22 protein-coding genes are annotated in these 22,515 nt (G+C 63.7%); 10 read left to right on the top strand and 12 right to left on the bottom strand.

Annotation, left to right across the window (positions count from 1 at the left end):
- Nucleotides 1-141 precede the first annotated feature (141 nt).
- Together FJ414_RS30150 and FJ414_RS30145 are read right to left on the bottom strand one after the other, a co-directional pair.
- Nucleotides 142-1,140, bottom strand: coding sequence for an ABC transporter permease (locus tag FJ414_RS30150; RefSeq protein WP_140647993.1), 999 nt, complete (start codon nt 1,138-1,140; stop codon nt 142-144).
- 43 nt (nt 1,141-1,183) lie between these two features.
- Complete coding sequence (locus FJ414_RS30145; protein WP_140647992.1) at nt 1,184-1,927, bottom strand: ATP-binding cassette domain-containing protein; 744 nt, start codon at nt 1,925-1,927, stop codon at nt 1,184-1,186.
- 451 nt (nt 1,928-2,378) lie between these two features.
- Here FJ414_RS30145 and FJ414_RS30140 point away from each other — a divergent pair, with 451 nt between their 5' ends.
- Nucleotides 2,379-3,368, top strand: coding sequence for a sugar-binding protein (locus FJ414_RS30140; RefSeq protein ID WP_140647991.1), 990 nt, complete (start codon nt 2,379-2,381; stop codon nt 3,366-3,368).
- Between the two features lie 93 nt (nt 3,369-3,461).
- Here FJ414_RS30140 and FJ414_RS30135 read toward each other — a convergent pair whose 3' ends face one another.
- A complete protein-coding gene (locus FJ414_RS30135) occupies nt 3,462-4,400 on the bottom strand; it encodes an NAD(P)-dependent oxidoreductase (RefSeq protein WP_140647990.1) in 939 nt (312 codons plus the stop codon).
- Nucleotides 4,401-4,545: 145 nt separating this feature from the next.
- Between FJ414_RS30135 and FJ414_RS30130 the strand changes: the two genes are divergently transcribed.
- The gene (locus FJ414_RS30130; RefSeq protein ID WP_140647989.1) at nt 4,546-5,442 is read left to right on the top strand and encodes an NAD(P)-dependent oxidoreductase; all 897 of its coding nucleotides are present in this window, start codon (nt 4,546-4,548) and stop codon (nt 5,440-5,442) included.
- Between the two features lie 103 nt (nt 5,443-5,545).
- Complete coding sequence (locus FJ414_RS30125; protein ID WP_140647988.1) at nt 5,546-6,322, top strand: FadR/GntR family transcriptional regulator; 777 nt, start codon at nt 5,546-5,548, stop codon at nt 6,320-6,322.
- Nucleotides 6,323-6,500: 178 nt separating this feature from the next.
- Here the strand turns inward: FJ414_RS30125 and FJ414_RS30120 are convergent, their stop codons facing one another.
- A complete protein-coding gene (locus FJ414_RS30120; protein ID WP_140647987.1) occupies nt 6,501-6,788 on the bottom strand; it encodes a DUF3175 domain-containing protein in 288 nt (95 codons plus the stop codon).
- Between the two features lie 155 nt (nt 6,789-6,943).
- Here FJ414_RS30120 and FJ414_RS30115 point away from each other — a divergent pair, with 155 nt between their 5' ends.
- The 7 genes from FJ414_RS30115 to FJ414_RS30085 all read left to right on the top strand — a co-directional run bounded on the left by FJ414_RS30115 (nt 6,944) and on the right by FJ414_RS30085 (nt 15,060).
- Nucleotides 6,944-8,176, top strand: coding sequence for an MFS transporter (locus FJ414_RS30115; RefSeq protein ID WP_246672533.1), 1,233 nt, complete (start codon nt 6,944-6,946; stop codon nt 8,174-8,176).
- 151 nt (nt 8,177-8,327) lie between these two features.
- Complete coding sequence (locus tag FJ414_RS30110) at nt 8,328-9,356, top strand: LacI family DNA-binding transcriptional regulator (RefSeq protein WP_140647985.1); 1,029 nt, start codon at nt 8,328-8,330, stop codon at nt 9,354-9,356.
- A gap of 451 nt (nt 9,357-9,807) precedes the next feature.
- Nucleotides 9,808-10,935: a sugar ABC transporter substrate-binding protein gene (locus FJ414_RS30105; RefSeq protein ID WP_140647984.1), complete on the top strand. Its 1,128-nt coding sequence runs from the start codon at nt 9,808-9,810 to the stop codon at nt 10,933-10,935.
- Between the two features lie 72 nt (nt 10,936-11,007).
- On the top strand, nt 11,008-12,552 hold the full coding sequence (locus FJ414_RS30100) for a sugar ABC transporter ATP-binding protein (protein ID WP_140647983.1): 1,545 nt from the start codon (nt 11,008-11,010) through the stop codon (nt 12,550-12,552).
- Nucleotides 12,549-13,529 (top strand): ABC transporter permease, encoded by a 981-nt coding sequence (locus tag FJ414_RS30095; RefSeq protein ID WP_140647982.1) that lies wholly within the window; start codon nt 12,549-12,551, stop codon nt 13,527-13,529. The genes FJ414_RS30100 and FJ414_RS30095 overlap by 4 nt, the downstream gene beginning before the upstream one ends.
- Nucleotides 13,526-14,512 carry an ABC transporter permease gene (locus tag FJ414_RS30090; protein WP_140647981.1) on the top strand — a complete coding sequence of 329 codons (987 nt, stop codon included), beginning with the start codon at nt 13,526-13,528 and terminating at the stop codon, nt 14,510-14,512. Before FJ414_RS30095 ends, FJ414_RS30090 begins: the two co-directional genes overlap by 4 nt.
- Before the next feature lie 80 nt (nt 14,513-14,592).
- Nucleotides 14,593-15,060, top strand: a complete 468-nt coding sequence (locus FJ414_RS30085) for a gluconokinase (RefSeq protein WP_140648001.1) — start codon at nt 14,593-14,595, stop codon at nt 15,058-15,060.
- Between the two features lie 15 nt (nt 15,061-15,075).
- Here the strand turns inward: FJ414_RS30085 and FJ414_RS30080 are convergent, their stop codons facing one another.
- The 8 genes from FJ414_RS30080 to FJ414_RS31685 all read right to left on the bottom strand — a co-directional run.
- Nucleotides 15,076-16,221, bottom strand: coding sequence for a hypothetical protein (locus FJ414_RS30080; RefSeq protein ID WP_140647980.1), 1,146 nt, complete (start codon nt 16,219-16,221; stop codon nt 15,076-15,078).
- Between the two features lie 163 nt (nt 16,222-16,384).
- On the bottom strand, nt 16,385-16,834 hold the full coding sequence (locus FJ414_RS30075; protein WP_040984137.1) for an Rrf2 family transcriptional regulator: 450 nt from the start codon (nt 16,832-16,834) through the stop codon (nt 16,385-16,387).
- Nucleotides 16,835-17,069: 235 nt separating this feature from the next.
- Nucleotides 17,070-18,056 carry a sulfate ABC transporter substrate-binding protein gene (locus tag FJ414_RS30070; protein ID WP_140647979.1) on the bottom strand — a complete coding sequence of 329 codons (987 nt, stop codon included), beginning with the start codon at nt 18,054-18,056 and terminating at the stop codon, nt 17,070-17,072.
- A 204-nt stretch (nt 18,057-18,260) separates the two neighbouring features.
- Nucleotides 18,261-19,301 (bottom strand): sulfate/molybdate ABC transporter ATP-binding protein, encoded by a 1,041-nt coding sequence (locus FJ414_RS30065; RefSeq protein WP_140647978.1) that lies wholly within the window; start codon nt 19,299-19,301, stop codon nt 18,261-18,263.
- A gap of 72 nt (nt 19,302-19,373) precedes the next feature.
- Nucleotides 19,374-20,258 carry a sulfate ABC transporter permease subunit CysW gene (gene cysW / locus FJ414_RS30060; RefSeq protein ID WP_140647977.1) on the bottom strand — a complete coding sequence of 295 codons (885 nt, stop codon included), beginning with the start codon at nt 20,256-20,258 and terminating at the stop codon, nt 19,374-19,376.
- A complete protein-coding gene (cysT, locus tag FJ414_RS30055) occupies nt 20,251-21,102 on the bottom strand; it encodes a sulfate ABC transporter permease subunit CysT (RefSeq protein ID WP_140647976.1) in 852 nt (283 codons plus the stop codon). The genes cysW and cysT overlap by 8 nt, the downstream gene beginning before the upstream one ends.
- Nucleotides 21,103-21,194: 92 nt before the next feature.
- Entirely contained in the window at nt 21,195-22,223 is a 1,029-nt protein-coding gene (locus FJ414_RS30050; RefSeq protein ID WP_140647975.1) for a sulfate ABC transporter substrate-binding protein, read from the bottom strand.
- Nucleotides 22,220-22,515: hypothetical protein (locus FJ414_RS31685; protein WP_210239688.1), on the bottom strand; the 296-nt coding region annotated here is incomplete at its 5' end. The genes FJ414_RS31685 and FJ414_RS30050, both read right to left, overlap by 4 nt.

Genomic DNA, 22,515 nt, shown 5'->3' with positions numbered 1-22,515 from the left:
AAGGATAGTGCGGCCGGGGCGCGGCCGCGTCAAGGCGGGTAGGCGCGGCGGAACTTGCGCTCAAAGCGCCTGAATGGATTTTCAGACTGAGCGATAGGGGGCGTCCCCTTTTCCCCTTGCGGGAGAAGGGAAGGTTGCGCTCTAGTCACTGCGGCGGAAGTTGCGGACGCGGTCGAACAGCACCGCCAGGATGATCGCGCCGCCGATGAAAGTGCCTTGCCAGAAGGCGTTGATGCCGAGCAGGCCAAGGCTGTTGCGGATCACCTCGATGAGGGCGGCGCCGACGATGGCGCCGAGCGCGGTGCCGACGCCGCCGGCGAGATTGGCGCCGCCGATGACGGTGGCGGCAATCACCTGCAGTTCCATGCCGTTGCCGAGATTGGTGGTGACGGCGCCCAGCCATCCGGTCTGGATGATGCCGGCAATCCCTGCCGACAGCGCCGAGATCATGTAGACGACGACCTTGATCTGCTTGACGGGAACGCCGGTCAGCGTCGCCGCATGCTCATTGCCGCCGATGGCGAAGATGTGCCGCCCGAACTTGGTCAAGCGCAGGATGAAGCCGGTGATCAGTGCCAGTATGATCATGTAGAGCACCGGATTGGCGATGCCGAACAGCCAGGCGCCACCGCCCAGCGCCAGTAGCTTCTGATGGTCCGGTCCGAACTGGAAGACCACCGTGTTGTTGGACGCGACCATGGCAAGGCTGCGCGCCACCGACAGCATGCCGAGCGTGACCACGAAAGGCGGGAAGCCGAGATAGGCGATGAGCACGCCGTTGAAGGCGCCGATCACAAGCGCGGTGGCGATCGAGGCCAGGATGCCCACTTCGATCGAATAGCCGGCATGCATGGTGACGGCGAGCACCATCGAGCACAGGCAAAGCACCGAGCCGACCGACAGATCGATGCCGCCGGTGATGATGACGAAAGTCATGCCGAGCGCGACGATGGCGATGAAGGTGACGTTGCGCGTGATGTTGAAGAGGTTCTTCGACGTGGCGAAGGAATCGGTGGCGACGGACAGGAACAGGCAGGCGAGGATGACCGCGATCACCACCCAGAAGGTCTGGTTGGAGAAGAGCCGCGACAGGAAGGTGTGCTGCTTCTGCGCGATCGTCTGGTCAAGTGTGGCTGCCATTATCGACCTTTCCTGAGAGGCGGGGGCGCGAGGCTCCGCGCAATCACGCAACCTGTTCGATGGCGCCGGTGATCAGCCCGGTGACTTCCTCGGGCGAGCTTGAGGCGATTTTCTTGTCGGCAACCTTCCGGCCGCGCCGCATGACGATGACGCGGTCGGCGACGTCGAACACGTCGGGCATGCGGTGGCTGATCAGCACCACGGCGATGCCCTGGTCGCGCAGGTGGCGGATGAGGTTCAGCACTTCGGCGACCTGCCTGACCGAAATCGCTGCCGTCGGCTCATCCATCAGCACGATCTTGGCCTGCGACAGCATGGTGCGGGCAATGGCCACCGCCTGGCGCTGGCCGCCCGACATCTGCTTGACGAGGTCGCGTGGCCGCGTTTCGGATTTCAGCTCGGCGAAAAGCTGGCCGGCGCGCTTGTACATGGCGCCATAGTCGAGGATGCGGAGCGGACCGAAGCCACGGCGCAACTCGCGGCCGAGATAGACGTTGGCCGCGGCCGTCAGGTTGTTGCAGAGCGCGAGATCCTGGTGGACGATCTCGATGCCATGCTGGCGGGCGTCCGCGGGCTTGTGCAGGACAAGCTCCTTGCCGTCCAGCCGCATGGCGCCGTGGCTCGGGTGGAAATTGCCGGCGATCATCTTGACCAGCGTCGACTTGCCGGCGCCGTTGTCGCCCATCAGGCCGACGACCTCGCCGGCCTCCAGCGAAAACGATACATCGTTGACCGCCTGGATGGCGCCGAAATGCTTCGAGATGTTGGCGAGTTCGAGAACCGACACCAGCCTTATGCCTCCCCATTTACGGCGCAGCTGTCGCCGACCTTTGTCGGCGCCGCTCGCGTTCAGCTCCGTCCATCTCCTCCCGAACGGCGCGTCCACGCATTTAGGCAAAACCGGACAAGGGCGTCAATCAATTGTCTGACGATTAATTTCGAGACTCGACGAAAAATCGGTTTTGTAGGACAAATAGGAATTGACGCTGGCGAAAAGCCGATATTAGCTAAGTCTCGGAGGAAGACTTGCCCCTCGTCCGTCTATCCGGCGGAGGGCGGCCAGATGGTTTGAAGGTCAAGGATCCGGCTGCGCCAGCATTCGGGCAAACGGATCGGCAAATGCTTATCAGCCCGGCGAAGGACGCGAACATCATGAGATGCTCGTCATGGTTCTTACGCATCCGGGCTGATCAGTGTGGCGGGCACGCGGTGTCCGTCTGTTTCAAGGGAGGACTGATATGAGGAAAACACTTTTGCTTGCCGCCGTCGCCGCCATGGCGTTGGGCGCCGGGCCGGCTTTGGCCAAGAAACAGCTCGTCATCGTCGTGAAAGGTCTCGACAATCCGTTCTTCGAAGCCATCCATCAGGGCTGCGAGAAGTGGAACAAGGAAAACGCCAGCTCGGAATATGAATGCTTCTACACCGGCCCGGCATCGACCTCGGACGAAGCCGGCGAGGCGCAGATCGTGCAGGACATGCTGAGCAAGCCCGACACGGCGGCGATGGCGATCTCGCCCTCGAACGCGCCGCTGATCGCGCAGACGATCAAGAGCGCCAATCCGTCGATCCCGATCATGACGGTCGACGCCGACCTTGCCAAGGAAGACGCCGCCCTTCGCAAGACCTATCTCGGCACCGACAACTACCTGATGGGCAAGAAGATCGGCGAGTACATCAAGAAGGCCAAGCCGAATGGCGGCACGATCTGCACCATCGAGGGCAATCCGGCGGCCGACAACATCCTGCGCCGCGCGCAAGGCATGCGCGATGCGCTGTCGGGCAAGGAAGGCCTCGCGGCACTTGCCGGCGAAGGCGGCTGGACCGAAGTCGCCGGCTGCCCGGTGTTCACCAATGACGACGGCGCCAAGGGCGTGCAGGCGATGACCGACATCCTCGCCGCCAACCCGAAGCTCGACGCCTTCGGCATCATGGGCGGCTGGCCGCTGTTCGGCGCACCGCAGCCCTATCGCGACCTGTTCAAGCCGATGGCCGACAAGATCGCCAAGAACGAGTTCGTCATCGGCGCCGCCGACACGATCGGCGACGAGGTGGCGATCGCCAAGGAAGGCCTGGTGACCGCGCTGGTCGGCCAGCGGCCGTTCGAAATGGGCTACAAGGCGCCCTCGGTGATGCTCGACCTCGTCGGCAACAAGAAGGTCGACGATCCGGTCTTCACCGGCCTCGACGAATGCACCAAGGAAACGGCCGACACCTGTATCCAAAGGTAGGCGCTGGTCGGATCCAGAACCAATGTAAAAGGGGCGCCGCGAGGCGCCCCTGACTTTTTTCAAAGTTGCATTCTTGATGAAGGCGCTTTCGTCTCAGATCTTCTGCTTCACGCCATCCTTCGAAGGCATCAGGTCGACGCCATTGAGCTTGCCGATATGGGTGGCGAGCATCGGCACATATTGCTCGACGGGACCGGTGGCGAAGGCGGTCGCAAAGGAATTCTTGGTGGCGTTGCCGAGCGGGTTGGCGATGCCGGCCGCGCCCGCCATCGATTCCAGATAGGTCAGGTCCTTGAAGGCGTTGGCAATGCTGAACTTGTGCGCGTCGCGGTCGCCCTCCAGCGTCCAGCGCATGAAGGTCTGGTAGAAGCCGCAATCCATGCGGCCGTTGCGGATGACGCTGTCGAAGCGCGGCGGCGAGATGCCGACCTTCTCGGCCAGCGCCAGCGCTTCCGAATAGATCGCGGCGTAGCCCAGCGAGATGAAGTTGTTGAGCAGCTTCATGCGGTGGCCGTCGCCGGTGTCGCCGATGTGGACGATGCGGCCGGCCCAGGTCTCGATCACCGGCTTCAGCCTGGCGAACACCGCGTCCGGCGCGCCGACCATGGCGTCGAGCGTGCCTTCCCAGGCCTCCTTCGGCGTGCGGCTGAGCGGCGCATCGACATAGTCGACGCCGAGCGCCTTGAGCTCGGCGGCCAAGGCCACGGTCGAGACCGGATCGGAGGTCGAGCAATCGACGACGGCCGAGCCTTGCTTCAGGCCCTCCTTCAGTCCGCCAGGGCCGCGGATGATCGCCTCCACCTCGCGCGAGCCGGTGACGCAGATGAAGACGACGTCGGAGGCAGCGGCCACCTCCTTGGATGTGGCCACTTCCTTGGCGCCGCGTCCCAAAAGGTCTTCCGCGGGCTTGCGGTTCTTGCGGCCGAGGAAGGTCAGCGGATAGCCCTTGTCGACGATGTTCTTGGCGATGCCGTGCCCCATCAGGCCTAGGCCGATGAAACCGATTTTCTCGCGGGCAGCGGTGGTGCTCATGTCGTCTCTTCCTGTCTTTCGTGGTGATGGGCCCGCGCGGCGGGCGATTGCCGGAAAGGTTTTCGCGGATCGCGGTTGGCAGGCGATTGCGGAATACCATATTGTCTGACAATACACATAATTCCCAAGCCTTGTGGAGAGCAAAATGACGAAGCGGATCATGTTCACCGGCGGCAGCGGCAAGGCCGGACGTCACGTCGTGCAATATCTGGTCGAGCAGGGTTGCCAGGTGCTCAACATCGACACCAGGCCGCTCGACAACCCGAAAGTGCGCACGCTGATCACCGACATCACCGACAGCGGCCAGGTGTTCAACGCGCTGTCGAGCTATATGGGCCTGCACGAGTTCGATCCGTCGCTGAGAGCCCAGCCGGTCGACGCCGTGGTGCATTTCGCCGCAATCCCGCGCATCATGATCACGCCGGACAACGAGGTGTTCCGCATCAACGCGATGGGCACCTACAATGTCATCGAAGCGGCGGTGAAGCTCGGCATCCGCAAGATCATCATCGCTTCCTCGGAGACGACCTACGGCCTGGTTTTCGCCAATGAGCCGCGCAGTCCCACGCATTTCCCGCTCGACGAGGATTATGACGTCGACCCGATGGACTCTTACGCGCTGTCGAAGATCGTCAACGAGAAGACGGCGCGGGCCTTCGCGCTGCGCAGCGGCGCCGACATCTATGCGCTGCGCATCGGCAACGTCATCGAGCCGCATGAATATTCGCTGTTCCCGAAATGGTTCACCGATCCGGGCTTCCGCAAGCGCATCGCCTGGAGCTACATCGACGCGCGCGATCTTGGCCAGATCGCCTTGCGCGCCATCGAGAAGGACGGCCTGGGCTACCAGGTGTTCAACGCGGCCAATGACGACACCTCATCGGACCTGCCGACGGCGGAGCTCTTGAAGCGCTTTTATCCGGGCGTGCCGGTCAAGGCCGAGCTTGGCGAATATGAGACGCTGCTTTCGAACCGCAAGGCGCGCGATGTGCTTGGCTTCCGGCCCGAGCACAGCTGGCGCAAATACGTCAAAACGGCATGAGGCGGCGGCAAAATGCCGGTTGATCTGTGCACATCCTCGCGCGTTGGGGCAAAGCGGGCCTGCCGTGCTTGACAGCTTCTGAAAACGGGATTTTGTGGACCATATGCGGGACGCGAAGCCGAACAACGAAAAAAAACCGACGAAAACGGCAGCCCAGGAGCGTCCGGCCGGCGTTCGCCGGGCCAACGCGCCACGCATTCCGGGCGCCAGCGTGCACACCTCCTTGGCCGGCGAGATCGGGCTGAGGATCGTGCGCGGCGATTATCCGCCGGGCACCATCCTGCCCAACGAAGCGAAATGGTCGGAGACCTTTGACGTCAGCCGCTCCGCAGTGCGCGAGGCGATCAAGATGCTGATGGCAAAGAGCCTGCTGGCCTCGCGGCCGAAGATCGGCAGCTGGGTCGAACCGAAGGAACGCTGGAACCTCCTCGACCGCGACGTGCTGTCCTGGTACGCCACGTCGCCGGACCGTGAGGTTTTCCTCAAGACCGTGCAGGAATTCCGCCATATCATCGAGCCGGAAGCCACCGCCTTCGCGGCGCTGCGGCGCACCGACGAGCAGATGGCCGAGATCAGCCAGGCCTGCCAGGAGATGGGCGCGGCGACCAACCTGCAAGAGCGGACGCGGGCCGACACGCGCTTCCATCTCGCCATCCTCAGGGCCTCGGGCAACGACCTGCTGGTGCCGCTGGGGGTGCTGATCGAATCCGCCTTCGACCACCTCTTCGCCTACACGACGCGCGAACTGGACGATTTGCACCATGCCCAAAAGCTGCACGAGGCGATCGAGAGGAATATTCGCCTGCGAAGGCCGGATGCGGCGCGCAACGCGGTCCGAAAGCTGCTGGCCAATACCGACGAAGTGATCCAGTCGCGCTAAGGTCCGTCGATATTCAGCTGAGGCCGGCTTGCGAATGGCGGCTTACGGCCTTCGCCGGCCGAAACCCTCATAAGTGTCTCCGCCCTGTGAAGGCTATGGTCGGCGTAGGCCGGTTCTCGGAAGCCACCATTCTCAACTCAGCCTGACCTGAATCTCGACAGGCCTCCCGTTGCAGCACCTAATCCTGCTTCTCGCGGCCGAAGGCGACGCGCAGCTCGTCCTTCGCTTTTTCCAGCACCTTCCTGCGCTCGTCAGGCAAGTTCTTGCCGGCGCGGTTGATGTAGAAATTCAACATCGACATGGCGGATTGGAACGGCTCAGCCTTGCGGCGGTGGCTGTGCTCGGCCGAACGTTTCAGCGACGCGGCGATCTTCTTGGCGTCGTCGGATTCAAAGACATGATCCTCGAGATCCATCGCATCGCTGTGCTCGGTCACGTCGGCCGACCATTTCTTCCTGGCGGTCATGGCGAACTCCTTTCTTCAGGCAAAACTCCATCGGGTGAGGCGGGTTCCGCTTCTGGAGCCACGGAATTATGCCTCGTGGCGCTGCTCGGCCCAGGAAATGCGCCGATAGTGCGCCCAAACACGCGATCTCGAAGAAATCGCGGACAGGAGACGCCGTGACGACAGTTCCAGGAAACGCGGCAGACAGCGCCGGCATCGACAGCTTCTATGCATGGACGCGGCTTGGCATTTCCCTGCTGCTGGCGACGATCGGCGGCGTCGGTACCTGGGCGGTGGTCGTGGTTCTGCCCGCGGTGCAGGCCGAATTCGGCGTCGACCGCGCCGCCGCCTCGATGCCCTATACCGCGACCATGGTGGGCTTCGCCGCCGGCAACGCGCTTATCGGACGCGCCATCGACCGCTTTGGGTATTGGATACCGGCGCTCGCCGCTTCGCTCGCGCTTGGCGCGGGGTTTCTGCTGGCGTCGCTTGCGAATTCGATCCTGGGCGTCACGCTCGCCCAAGGCCTGCTGATCGGAGTGGGGTGCTCGACGATCTTCGGGCCGCTCATCGCCGACGTCTCGCACTGGTTCAACCGCCGCCGCGGCGTAGCCGTGACGGTGGCGGCGTCCGGCAACTACGTTGCCGGAGCGATCTGGCCGACGGTCATGCCTTATATGATGCAAGGCCATGGCTGGCGCTTCACCTATGCGACGATCGGAGTCATCTGCCTCATCACCATGGTGCCGCTGGTCCTGCTGCTGCGACGGCGCGCGCCTCATGAGGGGACATCCGGCGCGCCGCGCGGCCGGCCGGTGCAGCCGATCTCGCTGTCGCCCTCGCAGTTGCAGATCCTGCTGGTGATTGCCGGCTTCGGCTGCTGCATGGCGATGTCGATGCCGCAGGTGCATATCGTCGCCTATTGCATGGATCTTGGCTACGGCGTCGCGCATGGCGCCGAGATGCTGTCGATCATGCTGGCGGCCGGCGTCATCAGTCGCATCGGCTCGGGCTTCCTTGCCGACCGCATCGGCGCGGTGAAGACGCTGCTGATCGGCTCGGCGCTGCAGTGCCTGTCGCTGTTATTCTACATCCCGTTCGACGGGCTCGCGTCGCTCTATGTCGTCTCGCTGGTCTTCGGCCTGTCGCAAGGCGGCATCGTGCCCTGCTATGCCATCATCGTGCGCGACTATATGCCGGCAAAGGAAGCCGGCCAGCGCGTCGGCATCGTGCTGATGGCGACGATCTTCGGCATGGCGGTGGGCGGCTGGATGTCGGGCTGGATCTACGACCTCACCGGGTCCTACGCTGCCGCCTTCCTGAACGGAATTGGCTGGAACCTCGTCAATCTCGGGGCCATCGCGCTGCTGATGTGGAAAGCCAACCGAAGCGCCGAGGCGATTGCCTGACGCGCCTCGGTCGACCGGGCGCCGAAGCCGGGTTGCTTGACAACGGTTAACGCATGCGCGACCTCAATCGGCGGAGCTGACCTGGTGGCGCGATGACACGGACGCCGATCGTGATGTTGCGGCCGCGCGTCGAAGACGGGGGGACAGGGCCTTGACCAAGCCGCGTTCCCGCCGTGGCGGCGGCCGCCCGACCATTGCCGATGTGGCGCGCAAGGCGGGTGTCGGCGCGATTACCGTGTCGCGGGCGTTGCGTGAGCCCGGGCGGGTATCGGAAGACCTGCGACGGCAGATACAGGCCGCTGTCGACGAACTCGGCTACGTGCCTGACCCGAATGCGCGCGCGCTTGCCTCGGCGCGCGCCGAGGTGTTCGGCGTGCTGGTGCCTTCGCTGACCAACAACGTCTTCGCCGAAGTGGTGCGCGGCATCTATGACAGCCTTTCCGACAGCCCGTTCCGCATCCAGATCGGCAACACCCATTATTCGGGCCTCGAGGAAGAGCGGCTGTTGCAGGTTTTCGGATCGCAACGCCCGGCGGCGCTGATCGTGGCCGGTATCGACCAGACACCCAGCGCGCGACGACTGCTGGAGAATGCCGGCTGCCCGGTGGTGCAGGTGATGGAGACCGGGCCGGACCCGGTCGACATGATGGTCGGCTTTTCGCATTTCGACGGCGGCAGGACCGCCGCCGAACACCTCCTGCAGGCCGGATACCGCAAGATCGGCTTCATCGGCGCGCGAATGGACCCGCGTTCGCAGCGACGCCTTGCCGGCTATCGCGCCGCCATGGAGGCCGCCGGCCTTTTCGATCTGCGGCTCGTCACCACGACGCCGGTGCCGTCAAGCGTGACGCTGGGGCGCGAGTTGTTCCGCGACGCGCTGGCCAAGATACCGACGCTGGACGGCGTGTTCTGCAACAATGACGATATCGCGCTTGGCGTTCTGTTCGAATGCCATCGCGCATCGATCGACGTGCCGAAGCAGATCGGCATTGTCGGCTTCAACGATCTCGACATGATGCAGGTGTCGTTTCCTTCGATCACCAGCGTGCGCACGCACCGCTATGAAATCGGCACCCGCGCCGTCGCCATGGCGCTTGCGGCGATCGCCGGCAATCGGCCTGAACAGCGGATCGTCGACCTCGGCTTCGACCTCATGCGGCGCGAGAGCACCGCGCGTTAGACCATGATAGCGTTTCGTCGAATCGCCGTCACGCTCCAACTCCTTGTGGGAGCATGATCTTGTCCGAACACCGGTTCCCACTTTTCGGGATCATGCTCTAGGGCGGCGGCGGAAACGCCGAGCCAAAGCTACGCACTGTTCCTGGAGGCACTCTGACGAACACGGAAAAATGACGAAAGCGGCGCTTTACAGGCTTTCATGGTAGCGCTACCATTTGTCTGTAAAATCAACATCCGGCAAGGTTCAGGACTGTTTATTATACATAAGCAACAGCTCAAGCTTGTTTATTATGTATAATATGATAGTTTTCTGACGTCCCGGAGGGCGAGGGAAGGGGAGAAGGCGGGGCGATCCACATCGCCCGGCGAGCGTTTCGGTTTGGCAGGAGGGGTGCCCGCCGAGCATGTCAGGACTTCATAGTTCAGCAGATCTGCAATTGGGAGGAATACCGATGATCAAGTCACTCGTTGGCGGCGTCGTTGCCGCCACTGCATTCGTCATGCTCAGCTCGGCAGCGATCGCCGCCGGACCGGAAGTCGTCTCCGGCCCCGCAGCGCAGCCGGACTGCTTCTCGCCATGGTCGGCGGACACCAAATTCTTCAAATTCCCCAAAAAGGAAGGCCCGTTCCGCATCGCCTTCTCCAACGGCTATATCGCCAACACCTGGCGCATCCAGATGGTGCAGACGGCAAAGGCCTATGCGGCGCAGCCGGACGTGAAGGCCAAGATCAAGGAATTCAAGGTCGTCTCGACCGGTGAGGATGTGCCGGCGCAGATCTCGGCGATCAACAACTTCATCGATTCCGGCTATGACGCTATCGTCACCGACGCGCAGAACCCGACCGCCTTCGGCCCGGTCATCAAGCGCGCCAAGGAAGCCGGCATCGTGCTGGTTGCCTTCGACAACATTCTCGACACCAAGGACGCCATCAACGTCAATGTCGACCAGAAGGGCCTCGGCGAGTTGTGGGCCAAGTGGCTGGTCGACAAGGTGCCGAACGGCGGCAAGATCCTCGAAGTGCGCGGCGTTGCCGGCACTTCCGTCGATACCGACCGCCACAACGGCATCCATGAAGTGCTGGACGCTTCCGGCAAGAAGTGGGACGTCACCGAGGTCGCCGGCAAGTGGGATGACGGCGTGGCGCAGAAGGTGACCGCCGATGCCATCGCCACCAACGGTCCGTTCGACGGCATCACCGGCCAGGGCGGCGACACCGGCATCGTGCAGGCGATGATGGACGCCAAGCATCCCTTCGTGCCGTTCGGCGGCGAGACCGAGAACGGCTTCCGCAAATTCTGCGCGCAGCATTCGGCAGACGGGCTGAAGTGCACGTCGGCGGGCTCCGGCCCGGCCCAGGTCGCCGTGGCCATCAAGACAGCGATCGCGGCGCTGGAAGGCGAGGTGGTGCCGCAGGAAGTAAAGCTGCCGCTGGCGATCGCCTCGGATCCAGACATGAAGGAAGGCACCGATTATTTCCCGAAGGAATCCGACAATTTCTTCGTCGGCAACTCCTTCCCGACCTGCGGCATCAATTTCAGCGCGCAGGAAATCATGGGCCAGACCAAGGCGGACCAGTAAGCTTCCAAATCGATGACTTGGCGCCGCGGGTCAGCCGCGGCGCCGCCTCATGCAGATACAATTGGAGGCTCAATGGACGGTGCGGTTCCGCTCTTCCGCATGGAAGGCATATTCAAGCGCTATGGCGGCGTGAGGGCCCTGGAAAAGGCCGATCTTGAAGTTACCGCCGGCAGCATCCACGCCATTCTCGGCGAGAACGGCGCAGGCAAGTCGACCCTGATCAAGATCATGGCGGGCGTCGTGGCGCCCGACGAGGGCCGCATGACACTGGATGGACGCGAAGTGAGCTTCGCCTCACCGGCCGCGGCAAATCAGGCCGGCATCGTCTGCATCTTCCAGGAACTGTCGCTCATTCCCGAGTTGAGCGTCGCCGACAACATCGTCATTTCCGATCCGCCGAAGCGCTTCGGCATGATCGACCGCCAGGCGCAGCGGCGCATCGCGGAAGAAGCGCTGGCACGCGCCGGCGCTTCCGATATCCATCCTCGGGCCCTGGTCAAGGACCTGCCGCTGTCGCGCCGGCAGATGGTGGAGATCGCCAAGGCGCTGGCTCGCAAGCCGCGCATCCTGATCCTCGACGAAGCGACCTCGGCGCTGACGGCGGCGGATGTCGCCAAGGTCTTCGAGGTGTTGAAGCGGCTGCGCTCGGAAGGACTGGCGCTGCTTTACATCTCGCACCGCATGAACGAGATCGCGGAACTCGCCGACCATTGCACGGTGTTTCGCAACGGCCGCAACGTCGCCAGCTACCCCGCGGGCTCGAAGAGCGACAATGAGGTGGTGGAGCTGATGATCGGCCGGGAATACAGCCATATCTTCCCGCCGAAACCCGTTTCCGCTGCGGCCGCCACGCCGGTGCTCGAAGCCCGCAATCTGTCCTGGGCCGACCGGCTGGACAATATCTCGCTGAGCGTCAGGGCCGGCGAAGTCGTGGGCCTGGGCGGTCTCGACGGGCAGGGCCAGCGCGAACTGCTGCTTGCCTTTTTCGGCGTGCTGCGCGGCCTGCGCGGCGACGTGCTGATCGACGGCAAGCCGGCTTCCATATCGAGCCCGCGCGCCGCCAGCGACGACCGCGTCGGCATGGCGCTGATCCCCGAGGACCGCAAGACCGAGGGGCTGATGCTGCCGATGACGGTGCGCGAAAACCTCTCCTTCGCGGCGCTCGACCGGCTGGCCAAGGGCGGCATCATCGATCGCGCCGCCGAGCAGCGCCTGATCGACGACATGGTCGGGCTGCTGGCCATCAAGACGGCGGGGCTCGATATTCCCGTCGGCGCGCTCTCCGGCGGCAACCAGCAGAAGGTGGTCATCGCCAAATGGCTGATGCGGCAACCGCGCATCATCCTGCTCAACGATCCGACGCGCGGCATCGATGTCGGCACCAAGCAGGAGATCTACCAGTTGATGCGCAAGCTGGCGGATGCTGGCGCCGCCATCCTGTTCTATTCGACCGACTATGACGAACTGATCGGCTGCTGCGACCGTGTGCTCGTGCTCTATGACGGCAGCGTCAAGCGCGAGCTCGTCGGCACCGAGATCACCGAGCACGCGCTGATCGCCGGCGCGCTCAACATCCATGGCGAAGGCGCCGATATGCAGCAGGGAGCGGGCGCGTGAAGGATTGGCGCTACTTAATGGCCGAGCAGCGCGGAACGCTGCTGGCGCTCGGCATCTTCATCGTCATGTTCATCATCTACACCACGAACCACCCGGCAGGGTTCACCGCCAATGTCGTGCAGACAGCCGCCAACAAGGGCGTGCTCCTGGCCTTCGTGGCCATGGCGCAGACGCTGGTGGTGATCACCGCCGGCATCGATCTGTCGGTCGGCATGATCCTGCTTCTCACCAACTGCCTGGCATCCTCGCTGGTGGTCGGGACACCGCTGGAAACCACGCTCGGCGTGGTCGCGGTGCTGGCGGCCGGGCTGGTCTGCGGGGCGATCAACGGCGCCATCGTCATCTATGGGCGCCTGCAGCCGATCGTCGCCACCATAGCCACCGGCGCCGTCTTTTATGGCATCGGGCTTCTGCTGCGGCCGTTTCCGGGTGGATCGGTCAATGAGGATCTGGCCGACGCGCTGACGGGAAAGCTCTTCGACGTGATCCCGACCTCGCTGGTCGCGCTGCTCATCGTCGTGCTGGTCGTCTGGGTGCCGTTCAGCCGCTCGGAATTCGGCCGCGCGGCTTACGCCGCAGGCTCATCGGAAACGGCGGCTTATATGTCGGGCGTGCCGATCCGGCGCGGCAAGTTCCTCGCTTATGCGCTGGCAGGCCTGCTGGCTTCGGTCGGCGGCCTGTTTCTCACCTTCTTCACCTATACGGGCGAGGCTGCCTATGCGAGCGGCAATTCCTACACGCTGTTTTCGATCGCGGCGGTCGTGCTCGGCGGCGTGTCGCTGTTCGGTGGCAAGGGCAGCGCTATCGGCGCGATCTTCGGCGCGCTTGCCTTCCGCACCATCGGCGACCTCTTGTTCGTCTTCGATTTCGATCCGCTCTGGCAGCCGCTGTTCCAGGGCGTTATCCTGTTGATCGCGGTCAGCCTCGGCGCCTTCGCGCTGTTTCGGGTGCGCAACCGGCTGGAGTGGTTCCTGTGAGCGAAACGACGCTTGGCGGCCTTGCCGGCCGCATGCCCAAATTCATCCGCCGCGCCGACCCGGCGGTGCTGACGGCCTTTGCCTGCATCGTCATCCTGCTTCTGCTGGGCAGCCTCTATTCGCGCAGCTTCCTTTCGCCGGAATATCTGCTGCAGCAGCTTAAAGTCGCCTCGTTCCTCGGCGTCATCGCCACCGGCATGATGCTGGTCATCCTGCTCGGCCAGATCGACCTTTCGGTGCCATGGGCCGTGGCCGCCGGCGCCATGATGGCCTGCGCTGCCGCGGCCTACGGGCCGGTCGGCGTTGCTCTCGCCATCCCCTTCGGGGTCCTGTGCGGCGTGGCGATCGGTATCGTCAACGGCATCGGTGTCGCCTATCTGCGCATCCCCTCGATGATCATTACCTTGGCCACCAACGCGGTCGCGCAGGGGCTGATGGTAGTCTACACGGGTGGCTTCTCGCCACAGGATTCGGCGACGGCGGCGATGCGCTATCTGGCGACCGGTTTCACCATTCCGGGGGTTCCCAACGCCGTCATCATCTGGGCGCTGATCGGCGCCGCGATGGTCTTCGTGCTCGCCCGCACCAGCTTCGGCCGTGCCGTCTACGGCATCGGCAACCGCGAGCGCGCCGCCTACCTTTCCGGTATCGACACGCGCCGCATCGTGATGATCGCCTTCGCCGTCTCCGGCGGGCTGTCCGCCTTTGGCGGCGTGCTTCTGGCGGGCTACGCGTCGAAGGCGGCCCAATCCATGGGCGATGCCTATCTGCTGCCGTCGATCGCCGCCGTCGTGCTGGGCGGCACCTCGATCCTGGGCGGGCGCGGCTCCTATCTCGGCACGGTGGCCGGCGTGATCCTGATCACGCTCCTGCAATCCATCCTCTCGGTCATGCAGATGCCGGAAGCGGGACGGCAGATCATCTATGGTGTCGTCATCGTCGCCATGCTCCTGCTCTACGGGCGCGCGCCCGCAAGCCGCTGACCGTGGATGAGGCGAGCGCAAGACCGCAGATCCCGGAGCTTGGCGTGAACGATCTTCGGACGGCGCCGGCCATCGTCGTGATGGGTGTTGCCGGCTGCGGCAAGACGGCCGTCGGCGAGGCGCTCGCCAAGGCTCTCGACGCCGACTTCATCGAAGGAGATCGGCTGCATCCGCCGGAGAACGTGGCGCGCATGGCGCGCGGCAAGCCGCTGACGGACGCGCTGCGCGAGGGCTGGCTCGACGCCATAGGCGAGCACATCGCGATCTCCGTTGCCGGCGGACGGAAAGCGGTGGCGGCGTGCTCGGCGCTGAAACGCGCCTACCGTGACCGGCTGAGCCGCTACTGTCCCGACACAGTCTTCCTCTACCTGAAGATCGACCGCGAGACCGCCTGGCGCCGGGTCGCCAATCGCAAGGGCCATTTCATGCCGGCAAGCCTGGTCGACAGCCAGTTCGCCATACTGGAAGAACCTGCCGCGGACGAACGGGCCGTGACGGTCGACGGAACGCGAAGTGTTGCCGGGATACTGGAAGGGATCGTTGGTTAGAACGGTTCGGGCGCTTCAGGCGCCGTCATTGCCGATCGCGGCTTCCGTTGGCCGCTCGGTCAGCCGTACGGCGCTCGACCAGGCCATCATCTGCTCCGGACAGAGTTCGAGCGTTTCCAGCATATGGTCGCGCTTCGACAGGATGTATCTCGCCTGAACGACGAGGTTCTTCGTCGCGGTGTCCCTTGCCGGCGACGCCGGCGGCTGTGGCCCCGCGCTCAGTTCGCTGACGATCGCGCGATACTGGCGAAAGGGAACCGTTTCGATCGTCGCCATATGAAACAGCGCCGCGCCCGCGCGCGCGGCGAAGTTTGCCGGCGCCGAGGCGAGATGGGTCCAGCCGCGTTCGCCCATGGCGGCCTCGGTGAAGGTGGAGCCGGCATAGACGGTGTTGGTCATCAGCACCACGCCGTTTGCCTTCAGGGTCTTCTGGATGCGCGTGGTGACCTGGTAGGCGTCGGTGCGCTCAAAGACGATCCGGCTTTTCAGGAAGCGGTTCTCGACCTTGACCAATGGCGGGTTGATCACGCGCAAGCCGAATTTGCTCGGGGAGAAGCCGTGGTGCTGCGCGCTTACCTGATGAGCATCGACGCCGGCCTCATGCAGGGCGCGCTTGCCCATGATCGTCTGCGCCGTGAACTGATCGCACCATATGATGACGCCGCGCCCGTTGCGCAGGGCTTGTTGCAGGGCTTCGAGGCCTTCGAGCCGGATCGCCGGCGACCAGCGCCAGCCTGAGACGAGATGCGCCGCAAGCGTCAGCCGCCGGCGGTGAATGGCGGCGAGTTGCGCCTCGAACATTTCTTGCGTGTCGACGGCATTGCCGAGCACGGCCTTCACCGCGACGTCGTAACGGGCGAACTCCTTGCGGAAGTGGCGCCTGCGCCTGAGCCTGGACCCCCAGCCGCAGATAGGCCCCCACCAGGAGACCGGCAGCATCGCCGCGACGCCGAGATAGAAACAGGACAGCAGGCTCTCGCGCAGGTCCCGATTGGAGAAACGGCGCAGTTTTCCGGGGCGGACAACCTTGCGGCTGAAGAAGCGAACGGACTCGTTGCGCTCCGGCACCGGCACGTCGGCAATGATCTCGGTGTGATAGATGTCGTTCGACGATGGTTGCCGGCTGGCCCTGCGGGAATTGCCAAGCCAAGGCAGCCTCATGCGTCAGAGCCCTGTTTCATCCTCCAGCCGCTTTACTGCGTCCGCGGTAGACTGGCAACCGAGGGCGACAAGTCGGGCCGGCGACTTTGTCGTTGGGCGCAATTGCGGACGGAAGGCTGCGGCGAAGGGCGGAACCTGGCCGCTACCGCTTCCTCGAATTGCTTCAAATCTGGGAGGTGAGCTCCGCCGGAAAATCGTCGTTGTCGGCGTCGCGCATGGCGGCGAGGCTGCGGTTGTCGAGCACCTCGGCGATCGCCTGGCGCACTTCCAGCATCATGTGTCGGACCTGGCAGGTGGCCTCGTCGCAATCCTCGCAGCGCTGGTATTGCGTGCGGCTGGCGCAAGGGATCGGCGCCAGCGGCCCGTCGAGCACGCGCACGACATGGCCGATCTTGATCTCGGAAGCGGGCCGGGCGAGGCGGTAGCCGCCTTCCTTGCCCTTGCGGCTCTGAACGAAACCGGCATTGCGTAATTCGCCCAGGATCGCATCCAGGAATTTCTTCGGGATGTTGTTGGCGACGGCGATGTCGTTGACGAATGCAAGCTGGCCAGCCGGTAGACCGGAAAGATGCACGAGGGCCTTGAGGCCGTATTTGCCTTTTTTGGTCAGCATGCCCGATTCAATTCATCAAACCCCAATGCGCCTGCATCTGGCGGTTGTTTGTGTGCAAATCATGACAGTTGACCGCCTGGTCCAATAATTTGCCCGGCAGCTTAGGCGCAAACGCGTTGATTCTTCGTAACGTTTTTCACGTTGGACGCCGGATTTCCCCTGCGAAATGCTGGCCGGCTTAAATGAGGAAGCCGGCTAAAGCCGGCTTTCCTGCGCTTCCTGATTGTGTGGCGGCTCAGCGGCTGCCGTAGGCCTGATCAAGCAGTCCGCCGGCGGCGAAATGCTCCTTCTGCACCTTGTCCCAGCCGCCAAAGACCTCCTCAACAGTCAGTAGCCGGACCTCCGGGAAGTCGGCCTTGTGCTTGGCGGCCACCGAGGCGTCGCGAACCCGCAGGCCGTTCCCGGCGGCGATGTCCTGGCCTTCCGGCGTGTAGAGAAAGTCGAGATAGGACTTGGCGAGATCGCGGCTGCCATGCTCGTCGGCCACCTTGTCGACGATCGCTACCGGGAACTCGGCCAGCAGGCTGACCGAAGGCGTGACCTGCTCGAACTTGTCGTCGCCATACTCCTTGCGGATGCCGCGCGTCTCCGATTCGAAGGTGATCAGCACGTCGCCGATCTCGCGCTGGACGAAAGTGGTTGTGGCGGCGCGGCCGCCGGTGTCGAAGATCGGCACGTTGTTGAAGAGCTTGGTGATGAACTCCTTCACCTTGGCGTCGTCGCCCTTGAAGGCTTCCTTGGCGTAGGCGGCGGCGGCGAGATAGGTGTAGCGCGCATTGCCCGACGTCTTCGGGTTCGGAAAGATCACCTGCACGTCGTCGCGCACCAGATCGTTCCAGTCCTTGATGTGCTTGGGATTGCCGGCGCGCACCAGGAAGGACGGCAGCGAATAGAAGGGCGAGGCGTTGTCCGGGAAATCCTTCTGCCAATCGGCTGAGACCAGCCCTTTCTTGACCAGGAAATCGACGTCGGTGACCTGGTTGAAGGTGACGACATCGGCGCCGAGACCTTCGGCGATCGCGCGCGCCTGCGCCGAGGTGCCGGCATGCGACTGATCGACGGTGATGCCGGGGTGCTTGGCGATGAAGGCCTTGTTGACGTCGACGAACAGCTCGCGGCCGACGTCATAGGATGCATTCAAAAGCTTGTCGGCCGACCAGGCTTGGGAGGACGCGAGGACGAGACCGGCAAAAGCTGCAATGCCGAGCAACAGACGCTTCATGAAAACAGGGCTCCTTGGAATGGATCAAGCTATGGCGAAACCATAGTCGCGAAAGCCTGGTGCGACGAGGCACGCGCTCCGAGAGGTGGGCGACGGCCTGGAAAATATCTCGCCAAAACAGCCTTTTGCTAGGATTTTCTTCCAAGTGGATTCACAGGTTGCACCAGGCTGGGCGCCGGAGGAGCTGTCAGGCTGAAAGACAGCTCAGGACGTGGGAAAAAGCTTCCAGCGTCGCGGCCTGAAAGCCACCCGGCTCTTCTGTGCCGCGGGATGGTCGACCGGCAGTTCGATCTCGACGCGCTGGCCCTCGCCGCCGATTTCGAGCTCGACGCGCCTGGTGCCGGCAACGCGGCGGCTGGCGGCAACCGTGCCGGCGATGCAGCCGCTGCAGCCGTCAAGCAGCTCGACGTCATGCGGGCGGAAGTGGAGAACCGCCTCGCCGGACGGCGCATGCGGCGCCTGCAGCCCGATCGGCCGGTCCGCGATCCAGATCTCGCCGTTCTCGACCTTGACCGGCAGCGAGCTCGACTCGCCGATGAAGGAATAGACGAAGGGCGAGTTCGGCGTGTCATAGATATCGTCGGCGGTGCCGACCTGCTCGATGCGGCCCTGGCTCATGACCACGACGCGGTCGGCGAGCTCCAGCGCCTCTTCCTGGTCATGCGTGACGAAGACGGTCGTGTGGCCGGTGCGGTCATGGATCTCGCGCAGCCAGCGGCGCAGCTCACGGCGAACCTGCGCGTCGAGCGCGCCGAACGGTTCGTCGAGCAAAAGCACCTTGGGCTCGATCGCCATGGCGCGGGCCAAAGCCACGCGCTGGCGCTGACCGCCGGAAAGCTGCGCCGGGTAGCGCTTTTCCAGGCCCGTCAGTTGGACGAGGTCGAGCAGTTCCAGCGCCCGGCGGCGGATTTCCTGCCCCGACGGCCTTGCGGCGCCGTGCCGGACCTTCAGGCCGAAGCCGATATTGTCGGCAACCGTCATGTGACGGAACAGCGCGTAATGCTGGAAGACGAAGCCGACATTGCGCTCCTGGATCGACTTCTGCGAGGCGTCCTCGTCGCCGAAGAAGATCGCGCCCTTGGTCGGCCGCTCCAGGCCGGCGATCAGGCGAAGCAGCGTCGTCTTGCCGGAGCCCGACGGCCCGAGCAGCGCGATGAGTTCGCCGGATCTGATGTCGAGCGACACGTCGTGGAGCGCCGGAAACCGCTCGAACTCCTTGCGCACGTTGACGACGCGAACTTCCATACAAATCCCTCAGTTCCTTGATGCTGTCGTTGCTCCCAAAAGCGCCAGGCACTCTTGGGCGACAGGTAGTGTTCAGTGCCCGCGCGTCGCGGCGAGCTCGGCGCCGTAGCGCATCTCGAGAAGCGTTTTCAAGACCAGCGTCACCAGCGCCAGGCCGGCGAGCAGCGAAGCGACGGCAAAGGCGCCGACGGCGTTGTATTCGTTGTAGAGGATCTCGACATGCAGCGGCATGGTGTTGGTGAGGCCGCGTATGTGGCCCGACACCACCGAGACCGCGCCGAACTCGCCCATGGCGCGCGCATTGCACAAAAGCACGCCATAGAGCAGTCCCCATTTGACGTTCGGCAATGTCACATACCAGAAGGCCTGCCAGCCGCTAGCGCCCAGCGACAGTGCTGCCTCTTCGTCGCCATTGCCCTGTTCCTGCATCAGCGGGATCAATTCGCGCGCGACGAAGGGGAAGGTGACGAAGATGGTGGCCAGCACGATACCGGGCACGGCGAAGAGGATGACGATGCCATGCGCCTTCAACCAGGCGCCGAGCAGCCCTTGCGCGCCGAAGAGAAGCACATAGACCAGGCCGGAGATGACCGGCGAGACCGAGAAGGGCAGGTCGATCAGCGTGGTCAGGAACGCCTTGCCCTTGAATTCGAACTTGGCGATCGCCCAGGCGGCCGAGATGCCGAAGACGACGTTGAGCGGCACGGAGATCGCCGCCACAAGCAATGTCAGGCGGATGGCGGAGCGCGTGTCGGGGCCGGAAAGGGCTTCCGTGTAGGCGCCGACGCCTTTGGCGAGCGCCTCATGGAAGACGACGATCAGCGGCAAAAGCAGGAAGACGGCGAGGAAGGCGAGGGCGATTGCCATCAGCACGGCCTTGACTGGCCGGCTTTCGGTCACCGCTGCCGACTGGCTCTCGTGATGCGGCTCGTAGGATTTGATCTCGGGATCAGCCATAGCGCTTGCGGCTCCATGTCTGGACGAGATTGACGACCAAAAGCATCAGGAAGGACAGCGCCAGCATGATCGCGGCGATCGCGGTCGCCGCCTCGTAATTGTATTCCTCGAGCCTGATCACGATCAGAAGCGGCGCGATCTCGGACTTGAAGGGCAGGTTGCCGGCGATGAAGATGACCGAGCCGTATTCGCCGACGCCGCGCGCGAAGGCGAGCGAGAAGCCGGTGACGATCGCTGGCGCCAGGCCTGGGAAAAGCACGCGGGTGATGATCTGGAAACGGCTGGCGCCGAGCGTGGCGGCGGCTTCCTCGACCTCCTTGTCGATCTCTTCCATGATCGGCTGGACGGTGCGCACGACGAAGGGCAAGCCGATGAACACCAGCGCGATGACGATGCCGAGCGGCGTGTAGGCGACCTTGATGCCGAGCGGCGCCAGGAGATGGCCGATCCAGCCATTCGGCGCATAGAGCGTGGTGAGCGCGATGCCGGCGACGGCCGTGGGCAGGGCGAAGGGCAGGTCGACCATCGCGTCCGCGATGCGGCGGCCGGGGAAGCGGTAGCGGACCAGCACCCAGGCGACGACGGTGCCGAACACGACGTTGACGGCAGCCGCCAGGAAGGCGGTGCCGAAGCTTATCTTCAGCGCGTTGAGGGTGCGTCGGTCAACGGCGATCGCCCAGAAATCGGCCCAGCCGAGCGCTGCCGAACGCCAGACCAGCCCCGAAAGCGGGATGAGGATGATGAGCGTGAGGTAGGCAAGCGAGAAGCCGAGCGTCAATCCAAAGCCCGGAATGACACTCGGCTGTCTGAATCGCCACCCCGCCTTGGCGGGTGCTGTGGTCATGCTGTTCTGGATCGTCCCTTCTGTTCAAACCAGAATGGCTTTACTCAGTCGCATTCGGCCGGCATGCCTGTGAGGCTCACCGGCCGTCCGGCTCACTGCGCCGGCTTGTAGATCTGGTCGAATATACCACCGTCGCCGAAATGGTAAGGCTGCGCTTTCTTCCAGCCGCCGAATTGCGGGTCGTCGATGGTGACCAGCTTGACTGCCGGCAACTTGGCAAGGTCCTCGGCCGGCACCAGGTCGGGCTTGGCCGGGCGATAGTGGTTCTTGGCGATGATGGTCTGGGCTTCCTTGGAATAGAGCCAGCTCAGATAGGCTTCCGCGACCTTGCGCGTGCCCTTGGCATCGACATTGGCGTCGACGACCGCGACCGGCGGCTCGGCCAGGATCGAGGTCGGCGGATAGACGATATCGAAATTGTCGGCGCCGAATTCGTCGAGCGCGAGATAGGCTTCATTCTCCCACGCGATCAGCACGTCGCCCAGGCCCTTCTGCGCGAAGGTCACCGTCGAGCCACGCGCGCCGGTATCGAGGACCGGGACGTTCGCATAAAGCTTGCCGACGAACTCCTTGGTCTTGGCTTCGTCGCTGCCGTCATTGGCGTTTGCATAGGCCCAGGCGGCAAGATAGTTCCAGCGCGCGCCTCCGGAAGTCTTCGGGTTCGGCGTGATCACCTGGACGCCATCCTTCACCAGATCGTTCCAGTCGTGGATGCCCTTGGGATTGCCCTTGCGCACCAGGAAGATGATGGTCGAGGTGTAGGGTGCCGAGTTGTTCTCGAACTTCGTGCGCCAGTCCGGGTTGATCTTCTTCGTCTTCGAGACGATGGCGTTGATGTCGCCTTCGAGCGCCAGCGTCACCACGTCGGCGTCGAGGCCGTCGATCACCGCCCGCGCCTGGGCGCCCGATCCACCGTGCGACTGCTGGATGGTGATGGTTTCGCCGGTCTCCGCCTTCCAGTGCGCGGCAAACGCCTCGTCATAGGCTTTGTAAAGTTCACGCGTCGGGTCGTAGGACACATTCAGAATGGTCGTATCTGCAAACGCGAAACCGAGTGTGCCGAACTGGACAGATGTGGCGACGAGCGCGCCGAGCAGTTTCCTGAAATGAGGATTGGTCATTCCCGCCTCCGTTGAACTGCACAAACTCTACCGAGTTTATAGAATTTAGATGCATTGAATGTTGCCTTTTTCGCCTCCTCGAAGCAATTTTTCGCCGAGCCGCCGGCAATCGGGAAAATATCGTCCTCAATTTTCGGACAGCGACCATGTCCTCGCCAGTCGGGGCTAACTAGGCGCAGCCGGCTGCCGGGCAAGGCCGGCGCTAGATCGTGATGGCGTTTCGTTGAATCGCCGTCACGATCTAACTCTTTGTTGGAGCATGATCTTTCTCCGAAAACCGGTTCCCACTTTT

This window comes from Mesorhizobium sp. B3-1-6, from assembly GCF_006439555.1.
Classification (GTDB): domain Bacteria; phylum Pseudomonadota; class Alphaproteobacteria; order Rhizobiales; family Rhizobiaceae; genus Mesorhizobium.
The sequence above is the reverse complement of the archived record's forward strand: the minus strand, read 5'-3'. Positions and strand labels throughout refer to the sequence as shown.